This is a genomic window from Pseudomonas sp. IT-347P (assembly GCF_949768005.1).
GTDB lineage: Bacteria > Pseudomonadota > Gammaproteobacteria > Pseudomonadales > Pseudomonadaceae > Aquipseudomonas.
Map to the genome: position 1 here is coordinate 577244 of NZ_CATKPQ010000022.1, position 8740 is coordinate 585983.

Sequence of the window (8740 nt, forward strand, 5' to 3'; positions counted from 1 at the left end):
CCAGCGGGCTGAATAGCGCGCCATCAGGGCCGCGCACAGGGCCAATATTTGGCTATACATGAAAGGAGCAAAATGGAAAAACAACTATAAGAAGGAGGCCCATGCACACCTTTCAAGTGTTGATCATCGGCAGCGGGTTTGGCGGCCAGTGTGCCGCGGTCAACCTGCTCAAGGCCGGGATCGACGATTTTCGTCTGCTGGAGCGCAGGGACTTCTTTGGCGGCACCTGGTGCCAGAACACCTACCCCGGCGCGGCAGTGGACGTGCCGTCGCCGTTGTATTCGCTATCGTTCGCACCCTACCGCTGGTCGCAGATGTTCGCCGGCCAGGCCGAACTGCAGCGCTACACCGAGCATGTCATCGAGCAGTTCGGTTTGCGTGAACGCGTGGAGTTGCAAGCCAATGTCGAGCGCGTCGAATGGGACGACACGGAAAAACGCTGGGCTGTGCACACTGGCAGCAAGGGTACCTTTTATGCGCAGTTCCTGATCAATGCCACCGGGCCATTGAGCCAACCGGTCATCCCGCACTTTCCCGGCCAGAATCGCTTTCAAGGCGAGACTTTTCATACAAACAACTGGGATCACAGCTACGACTACCGCGCTAAACGCGTGGCGATTGTCGGCAGCGGTGCCAGCGCGGTGCAGGTGATCCCGGCGATTGCGTCGCAGGTCGAGCATTTGCATGTGTTTCAGCGCACGCCACACTGGGTGCTGCCCCGTGCCGATCGTCAGTTCGGGCCGCTGCAACGCTGGTTGCTCGGCCGCAAACCCGCCTACACACTGTTGCGCTGGTTGATTTACTGGCAATTCGAAACCCGGGTCATTGCCTTCAAATACTCGAAAGCGGCGATTCACCTGGTGCAGCAGCACGCCCTGCGTTTTCTTAAACGCCAGGTGCCGGACCCGGTGCTGCAGGAAAAACTCACCCCGGACTTCACCATCGGCTGCAAACGGGTGTTGGTGTCCAGCACCTATTACCCGGCACTGAGCCGTGCCAACGTCACGTTGCATACCCGCGAGCAAGGCATCGCGTCCATCGACGAAACCGGTATCAACACCGAGGACGGCCAGCACATCGATGTTGATCTGATCGTCTGGTCGACCGGCTACGACGCCACCGACGGGGTGATTTCCTACCCGGTCAGCGGAAAAAACGCCGTGCAACTCAGAGAGGTTTGGGCGCAATACCCGCGCGCCTATCTGGGCACCAGCCTGCCGGACTTTCCCAACCTGTTTATCGTCACCGGCCCCAATACCGGCATTGGCCACACCTCGGCGCTGTTCATCATCGAATCGCAGATGAACTACATCCTCGACTGCATCCGCACCGTGCAGGCCAAAGGCCTGCGCAGCATTGAAGTGCGCCGCGAAGCAGAACGTACCTACACTGAGATGATTCATCGGGAAATGCAGCGCACGGTCTGGAAGTCCGGCGGCTGCCACAGTTGGTATCAAAGCAAGAGCGGTCATGTGATCGCGATGTTTCCCGGCTTCAGTTTCAGCTATCACCGCTTGACCCGGGCGCTGAAACCAGCCGACCACATTCTGTCCTGAACACGTAAAAGGAAGACGTCGATGCTTTTGCTGTTTGTCGCCCTCGCGGTTTTCGTAGCCTGGAGCTGGTTGAGTTATCCGGCGGTCGGCCATTGGCTGTATGACCTGAACATGGCCATCGAGGCCAAGTTGTACAAATTGCACAAGATCGAAGTGCCGATCGCCGAAATGACCGTCTCGACCTGGCAGGGCGGGCCGTATGAAGCGGCCAGCGCGATTCTGATGCTGCATGGCTACAGCGCCGACAAGAACCTGTGGCTGCGCTTTTCCCGGCACTTCGTGCGCCAGTATCGGGTGATCATCCCGGATTTGGCCGGCCACGGTGAAACCGGCTTCAAGGCTGGCGGCGGCTACGACATTCCGTTGCAGGCCAAACGCATGATTCAGTTGCTCGACGTCTGTGGTGTGGAAAGAGTCCACGTGATCGGCAACTCGATGGGCGGCTACATCGCCGCGTGGCTGGCGGCGACGTATCCAGACCGGATCGCCTCGCTGGCGTTGATCGATCCGGCGGGCGTTACCGCGCCCGAGGTCAGCGACATGGAGCGGCATCTGGCGCGCGGGCATAACCCGTTTCTGATCAACTCGCGGGAAGAGTTTCGCCGTTTTTATGCGATGACCATGGAATCACCGCCGTGGGTGCCGAACCTGGTGCTGGACGCCATCGCCCAGCGCTACGAACAACAACGCGATGAACTGGAAGAAATCTTCCGTGATTTCCGCGCCAGCCCGCCGATGGAGCCGAAACTTGCCGATATCAAATGCCCGGCGCTGTTGCTCTGGGGACGCAAGGATCGGCTGATCGACGTCAGCAGCGTGCCGGTGTGGAGCAAGGGCATCGCCAATTTGCGCGTGGATGTCTGGGATCATGTCGGGCATATGCCGATGGTCGAACAGCCGGGGAATACTGCAGAGCTTTATCGCGAGTTTTTGGGAAGCCAGAGATGACAACGCACCCGGCTCCTGATCGTTCCTACGATCAACGCGAGAAATCGGTAGGTCGAAATGAACATTCTTTATGACGAGCGCCTCGACGGTCCGTTGCCGCAGGTGAAGAAGGCTGAATTGCTCAAGGCCTTGCAACAGGCCGTGCCGGACCTCGACATTTTATGGCGCGAGGACGAACTCAAGCCCTACGAATGCGACGGCCTTTCCGCCTACCGCACCACGCCGATGCTGGTTGCCCTGCCCCGTCGACTTGAGCAGGTGCAAACCCTGCTCAAACTCTGCCATGAAAAAGACGTCCCGGTGGTGGCCCGTGGTGCCGGCACCGGTTTGTCCGGCGGCGCCTTGCCGCTGGAACAGGGCTTGCTGCTGGTAATGGCGCGCTTCAACCAGATCCTGCACATCGACCCCACCGCTCGCTCCGCACGGGTTCAGCCCGGTGTTCGCAATCTGGCGATCTCCCAGGCGGCGGCGCCGTTCGGCCTGTATTACGCGCCGGATCCGTCCTCGCAGATCGCCTGTTCGATTGGCGGCAATGTTGCGGAAAACGCCGGCGGCGTGCATTGCCTCAAATACGGCCTGACCGTGCACAACCTGCTGAAAATCGAAGTGCTGACCATCGAAGGCGAACGCCTGACCCTCGGTTCGGATGCCCTCGATTCAGCGGGTTTCGATTTACTCGCGTTGTTCACCGGCTCCGAAGGTCTGCTGGGGATCATCACCGAAGTCACGGTCAAACTGCTGCCCAAACCCCAGGTCGCGAAAGTCCTGCTGGCCAGTTTCGATTCCGTGGAAAAGGCTGGCCGTGCGGTCGCCGAAATCATCGCGGCGGGAATCATTCCCGGCGGCCTGGAGATGATGGACAACCTCGCCATTCGCGCCGCCGAAGATTTCATCCACGCCGGTTACCCGGTCGATGCCGAGGCGATTCTGCTGTGCGAACTCGATGGCGTCGAAGCCGATGTCCACGACGATTGCCAGCGGGTGCGCGAGGTCATGACCGCAGCCGGTGCCAGCGAAGTGCGTCAGGCCCGCGACGAAGCCGAGCGCGTGCGCTTCTGGGCCGGGCGCAAAAACGCTTTCCCGGCCATCGGCCGTTTGTCACCGGACTATTACTGCATGGACGGCACCATCCCGCGCCGTGAATTGCCCGGCGTCCTGCAAGGCATCGCCCGCCTCGGCGAAGAATACGGTTTGCGCGTGGCCAACGTGTTCCATGCCGGCGACGGCAACATGCACCCGCTGATTCTGTTCGACGCCAATCAACCCGGCGAATTGCACCGCGCCGAAGCCTTGGGCGGCAAGATTCTTGAACTGTGCGTGCAGGTTGGCGGCAGCATCACCGGTGAGCACGGCGTCGGCCGCGAGAAAATCAATCAAATGTGCGCGCAGTTCAACAACGATGAGTTGAGTCTGTTTCACGCAATAAAAGCCGCGTTCGACCCTAAAGGCTTGCTCAACCCCGGCAAAAACATTCCGACCCTGCACCGCTGTGCCGAATTCGGCGCGATGCACATTCATGCTGGGCAACTGCCGTTCCCCGAACTGGAGCGCTTCTGATGGCCGATGTCGACGCCGCCAGCGCCCTGCTCGATCAGGTCAATGCAGCGCGGGCGAATGCCACGCCGCTGAAAATTCAGGGTGGCAACAGCAAGGCGTTTCTCGGCCGCGAGGTGGCCGGCGAAGTGCTCGACACCCGCGCCCACTGCGGCATCGTGCGTTATGAACCAACCGAGCTGGTGATCACCGCACGCGCCGGCACGCCATTGTCCGAACTGCTGGCGGCGCTGGAGGCTGGCGGACAAATGCTGCCCTGTGAGCCGCCGGCGTTCGGCGAAGGCGCAACGGTGGGCGGCATGATCGCCACGGGGTTGTCCGGGCCACGACGACCGTGGTCCGGCTCGGTGCGCGACTTCGTTCTGGGTACGCGGGTCATCACCGGCCTCGGTCAGCACCTGCGTTTCGGCGGCGAAGTGATGAAAAACGTCGCCGGTTATGACCTGTCGCGGCTGATGGCCGGCAGTTACGGCTGCCTCGGCGTGCTCACCGAGGTCTCGCTGAAAGTCCTGCCAAAACCGCGCCAGTGCCTGAGCATTCGCCTCGACATGGAGTGCGCGCGGGCGCTGGCCAACCTTGCCGAATGGGGGCAACAACCGTTGCCGATCAGCGCTGCGTGCCACGATGGCCAGAGCCTGTATCTGCGGCTTGAGGGCGGCGAAGGCTCGGTGACGGCGGCGCATAAACGGCTCGGCGGTGAGCCACTGGATTCAGGGTTCTGGCGGGATCTGAATGAACAACGTCTAGCGTTTTTCAACGAAGGTCTGCCGCTGTGGCGTTTGTCTTTGCCGAACAATCTCGGGCCACTGGATCTGCCTGGCGAGCAACTGGTCGACTGGGCCGGCGCGCAACGCTGGCTGAAATCCGACGCGGCGCACATTCATATCCTCGCTCAGGAACTCGGCGGCCATGCCACCTGCTTCACCCACGGCGCCAGCTCATCGCCGTTCCAGCCACTGGCCTGGACGCTGCTGCGCTATCACCGGCAACTCAAGGCGCAACTCGACCCGCAAGGGCTGTTCAACCCCGGGCGGATGTACGCGGAGTTCTAGTCATGCAAACCACGCTCAGCGAACAGTCCCGGCAACTGCCCCGCGCCGCCGAAGCGGAAAAAATTCTCCGTACCTGCGTGCATTGCGGCTTTTGTAACGCGACCTGCCCGACCTATCAGTTGCTCGGCGATGAACTGGATGGCCCGCGCGGGCGCATTTACTTGATCAAGCAAGTGCTCGAAGGGGCACCGGCGACGGCGCAGACGCAACTGCATCTGGACCGTTGCCTGTCGTGCCGCAACTGCGAAACCACCTGCCCGTCCGGCGTCGATTATCACAACCTGCTCGACATCGGCCGCGCGGTGGTCGATCACGCGGTACCGCGTCCGGCGGCGCAACGCCTGTTGCGTGAGGGCTTGCGCGCATTGGCGCCGAATCCGGGGGTGTTCAAAGGCTTGCTGCGGGTAGGCACGACGTTTCGCCCGCTGCTGCCGCGAATGCTGGAAAGTAAACTGCCGCAACATCTGGCGCCTTCCGGTTTGCGCCCTGCCCCGCGTCATGCCCGGCGGGTGTTGTTGCTTGAAGGCTGTGTGCAACCGGGGTTGTCGCCGAACACCAATGACGCCACCGCGCGGGTGCTGGATCGCTTGGGCATCAGCGTCACCGCGGTGGCCGAGGCCGGTTGTTGCGGTGCACTCGACTATCACCTCGACGCCCAGGCCAAAGGCCTCGACCGCGCCCGGCAGAACATCGATGCCTGGTGGCCGCACCTGCAAAACGGTGCCGAAACGATTGTGCAAACCGCCAGCGGTTGCGGCGCATTCATCAAGGATTACGGGCATTTGCTGCAAGGTGATCCGGTATATGCGGCCAAGGCCCGGGACATCAGCGAGCGGACCGTGGATCTGGTGCAGCTACTCGCGCAGGAACCGCTCGAACAGATCTGCGCCGCCAGCGAACGACGGATTGCCGTGCATTGCCCGTGCACGTTGCAGCACGCGTTAAAACTGGGCGGTGCGGTGGAAGCCGTGCTGACACGCCTCGGTTTCAATCTCACCGCCGTGCCCGACGGCCATTTGTGCTGCGGCTCGGCGGGCACCTATTCGCTCACGCAACCGGTACTGGCCCGGCAACTGCGCGACAACCGCCTCAATGCGCTGGAGAGCGGCCGCCCTGAGTTGATCGTCACCTCCAACGTCGGCTGTCAGAGCCATCTGGCCAGCGCCGGGCGCACGCGGGTGATGCACTGGATCGAACTGGTGGATCAGTCGTTGGCAGAATGAAGTTCGTAGGATTCTTCGTTTGCCCGCGTGCGAGAAGGCTGCGATCTTTTCCCTCATCCATTCCGTGACCGTGGCAGGAATTTTTTTCATGACTGTGCAGCCGTTCGTCAGCCCCGACCTGATCCGCCAACGCTTCTCCAAAGCGATGTCCGACATGTACCGCGAAGAAGTGCCGCTGTACGGCGCGCTGATGGAGTTGGTGGAACAGACCAACCGCGAAGTGCTTGCACGTCAGCCGGACATCGCCCGGCAGCTCGACAGCACCGGTGAAATCGAACGTCTGGACATGGAGCGCCATGGCGCCATTCGCGTTGGTACTGCGACGGAACTGGCCACCCTCGCCCGCTTGTTTGCAGTGATGGGCATGCAACCGGTGGGTTATTACGACCTGACCCCGGCAGGCGTGCCGGTGCATTCAACGGCGTTTCGCGCGGTGCATGAACAGGCGCTGCAAGTCAGCCCGTTTCGGGTGTTCACGTCGTTGTTGCGCCTGGAGTTGATTGAGGATCCGCAACTGCGCACCTTTGCCGAATCCGTGCTGGCCAAGCGGTCAATCTTCACCCCGGAAGCATTGCGCCTGATCGCGCAAGCTGAATCCGCAGGCGGATTGAATGAAAGCGAGGCCGAGGCATTCGTCTTACAGGCACTGGAAACTTTTCGCTGGCACCACAGCGCCACGGTTACTGCCGAGCAATACCAGACGCTGAGCGCCCAACACCGTTTGATCGCCGACGTAGTGGCGTTCAAAGGCCCGCACATCAATCACCTGACGCCGCGCACGCTGGACATCGACCGCGTGCAGGAACAGATGCCGGCCCATGGCATCACTCCGAAAGCCGTGATCGAAGGCCCGCCGCGCCGACAGTGCCCGATCCTCTTGCGCCAGACCAGTTTCAAGGCGCTGGACGAGCCGATTGCCTTCACCGATCAGAACGAAACCCGTGGCAGTCACAGCGCGCGTTTCGGCGAAATCGAACAGCGCGGCGCGGCACTCACGCCCAAGGGTCGAGCGCTGTACGACCGCTTGCTCAATGCCGCACGCGATGAACTCGGCGACTTCCCCAACGAAGCCAACGCCGCACGCTACAACGCGCTGATGGCTCAGCACTTTGGTGAATTTCCTGACAGTATCGAGGGTATGCGTGAACAAGGGTTGGCGTACTTTCGCTATTTCGCCACGGAAAAAAGTTTGGCCGCCGCAGGACTCGCGCAGTCGTCTCTGGAGGACTTGCTGCGCGATGGCTATGTGAAAGCGGAGCCGTTGGTGTACGAAGATTTCCTGCCGGTCAGTGCCGCGGGGATTTTTCAGTCGAACCTTGGCGATGCGGCACAGACGCATTACGGCGAACACTCCAATCGGCAGGCCTTCGAGGAGGCGCTGGGGTGCGCGACCATTGATGAGTTGGGGTTGTATGCGGCGACGCAGCAGCGTTCGATCGATGAGTGCCTCACCACACTTTCCCGGTAACGGTCGAAAAGATCGCAGCCTTCGGCAGCCGCTTCAGCCAAATGAGGGCATCTGGCCATTGTGCGCAAGAAGTTGCGCACTTGATTGGCAAAAAAGGCTGATAAAACCGCTGTAAGCACCACCGCACAAGGCCTGCAGCCAAGTGCGCAAGAAGTTGCGCAGTACTGCGCAACTTCTTGCGCACTTTTGCTTTGGATGGCCGCTCTATTTCGCGCATCGGCGCAAAAAATCGGCTGAACACCCCGGCCCGCGTGGCCGCCACAATTGTTGGCACGCTCCTTGATAACAGTCAGGCACCCACCGGGCGATTTCGCCTCCCGGGCACCCTAAATTTATCCGCAAGGAGAGCACCCCATGGCAACACCAGCGTACATGTCGGTTACCGGCGAAAAACAAGGCCTGATCACTGCAGGCGCTTTCACCGCTGACTCCGTAGGCAACACCTACCAGGAAGGCCACGAAGACCAGGTTATGGTTCAGGCTTTCACCCACGACGTGATCATCCCGCGTGACCCGCAATCCGGTCAGCCAACCGGTCAGCGCGTTCACAAGCCAGTTGTGATCACCAAGGTCTACGACAAGGCTTCGCCTCTGCTGCAAGCCGCTCTGACCTCCGGCGAGCGCATGAGCGAAATCGTTATCCAGTGGTACCGTACTTCTGCTCAAGGTACTCAAGAGCACTACTACACCACCAAACTGGAAGACGCGATCATCGTCGCCATCAACAACAAAATGCACAACTGCCAGGATCCAGGCAACGCGCACTTCACCCACCTGGAAGAAGTGCAGTTCACCTACCGCAAAATCACCTGGACCCACGAAGTATCCGGTACTTCGGGTTCCGATGACTGGCGTGCTCCAGTCGTTTAATTACGGCTGATCGTTACAAGCATCGGCCAGCTCTGCTGGTCGATGTTGTTTACGCCCCTCCAGAATTTC

At 60.8% G+C, this 8740-nt stretch carries 7 protein-coding genes; all 7 read left to right on the forward strand.

Features of this window, described 5'->3' with window-relative positions; genetic code table 11:
• Positions 1-101: 101 nt before the first annotated feature.
• The 7 genes from ACM6IV_RS11395 (at position 102) to ACM6IV_RS11425 (ending at position 8671) form a co-directional block, all read left to right on the forward strand.
• On the forward strand, positions 102-1556 hold the full coding sequence (locus tag ACM6IV_RS11395; RefSeq protein ID WP_414870049.1) for a flavin-containing monooxygenase: 1455 nt from the start codon (positions 102-104) through the stop codon (positions 1554-1556).
• Positions 1557-1577: 21 nt separating this feature from the next.
• Complete coding sequence (locus ACM6IV_RS11400) at positions 1578-2504, forward strand: alpha/beta fold hydrolase (protein ID WP_414870050.1); 927 nt, start codon at positions 1578-1580, stop codon at positions 2502-2504.
• 57 nt (positions 2505-2561) lie between these two features.
• Positions 2562-4061, forward strand: a complete 1500-nt coding sequence (gene glcD, locus ACM6IV_RS11405) for a glycolate oxidase subunit GlcD (RefSeq protein ID WP_414870051.1) — start codon at positions 2562-2564, stop codon at positions 4059-4061.
• Positions 4061-5110 carry a glycolate oxidase subunit GlcE gene (gene glcE, locus ACM6IV_RS11410; protein WP_414870052.1) on the forward strand — a complete coding sequence of 350 codons (1050 nt, stop codon included), beginning with the start codon at positions 4061-4063 and terminating at the stop codon, positions 5108-5110. The genes glcD and glcE overlap by 1 nt, the downstream gene beginning before the upstream one ends.
• Positions 5111-5112: 2 nt before the next feature.
• Positions 5113-6333, forward strand: coding sequence for a glycolate oxidase subunit GlcF (glcF, locus tag ACM6IV_RS11415; RefSeq protein WP_414870053.1), 1221 nt, complete (start codon positions 5113-5115; stop codon positions 6331-6333).
• Between the two features lie 88 nt (positions 6334-6421).
• Positions 6422-7801: a VOC family protein gene (locus tag ACM6IV_RS11420; protein WP_414870054.1), complete on the forward strand. Its 1380-nt coding sequence runs from the start codon at positions 6422-6424 to the stop codon at positions 7799-7801.
• A 354-nt stretch (positions 7802-8155) separates the two neighbouring features.
• Positions 8156-8671, forward strand: coding sequence for an Hcp family type VI secretion system effector (locus ACM6IV_RS11425; RefSeq protein WP_007949952.1), 516 nt, complete (start codon positions 8156-8158; stop codon positions 8669-8671).
• The last annotated feature ends 69 nt before the right edge of the window (positions 8672-8740 follow it).

Coding starts and splice junctions, on each gene's coding strand:
- ACM6IV_RS11395 (WP_414870049.1), top strand. CDS start 102: ATGCACACCTTTCAAGTGTTGATCATCGGCAGCGGGTTTGGCGGCCAG.
- ACM6IV_RS11400 (WP_414870050.1), top strand. CDS start 1,578: ATGCTTTTGCTGTTTGTCGCCCTCGCGGTTTTCGTAGCCTGGAGCTGG.
- glcD (WP_414870051.1), top strand. CDS start 2,562: ATGAACATTCTTTATGACGAGCGCCTCGACGGTCCGTTGCCGCAGGTG.
- glcE (WP_414870052.1), top strand. CDS start 4,061: ATGGCCGATGTCGACGCCGCCAGCGCCCTGCTCGATCAGGTCAATGCA.
- glcF (WP_414870053.1), top strand. CDS start 5,113: ATGCAAACCACGCTCAGCGAACAGTCCCGGCAACTGCCCCGCGCCGCC.
- ACM6IV_RS11420 (WP_414870054.1), top strand. CDS start 6,422: ATGACTGTGCAGCCGTTCGTCAGCCCCGACCTGATCCGCCAACGCTTC.
- ACM6IV_RS11425 (WP_007949952.1), top strand. CDS start 8,156: ATGGCAACACCAGCGTACATGTCGGTTACCGGCGAAAAACAAGGCCTG.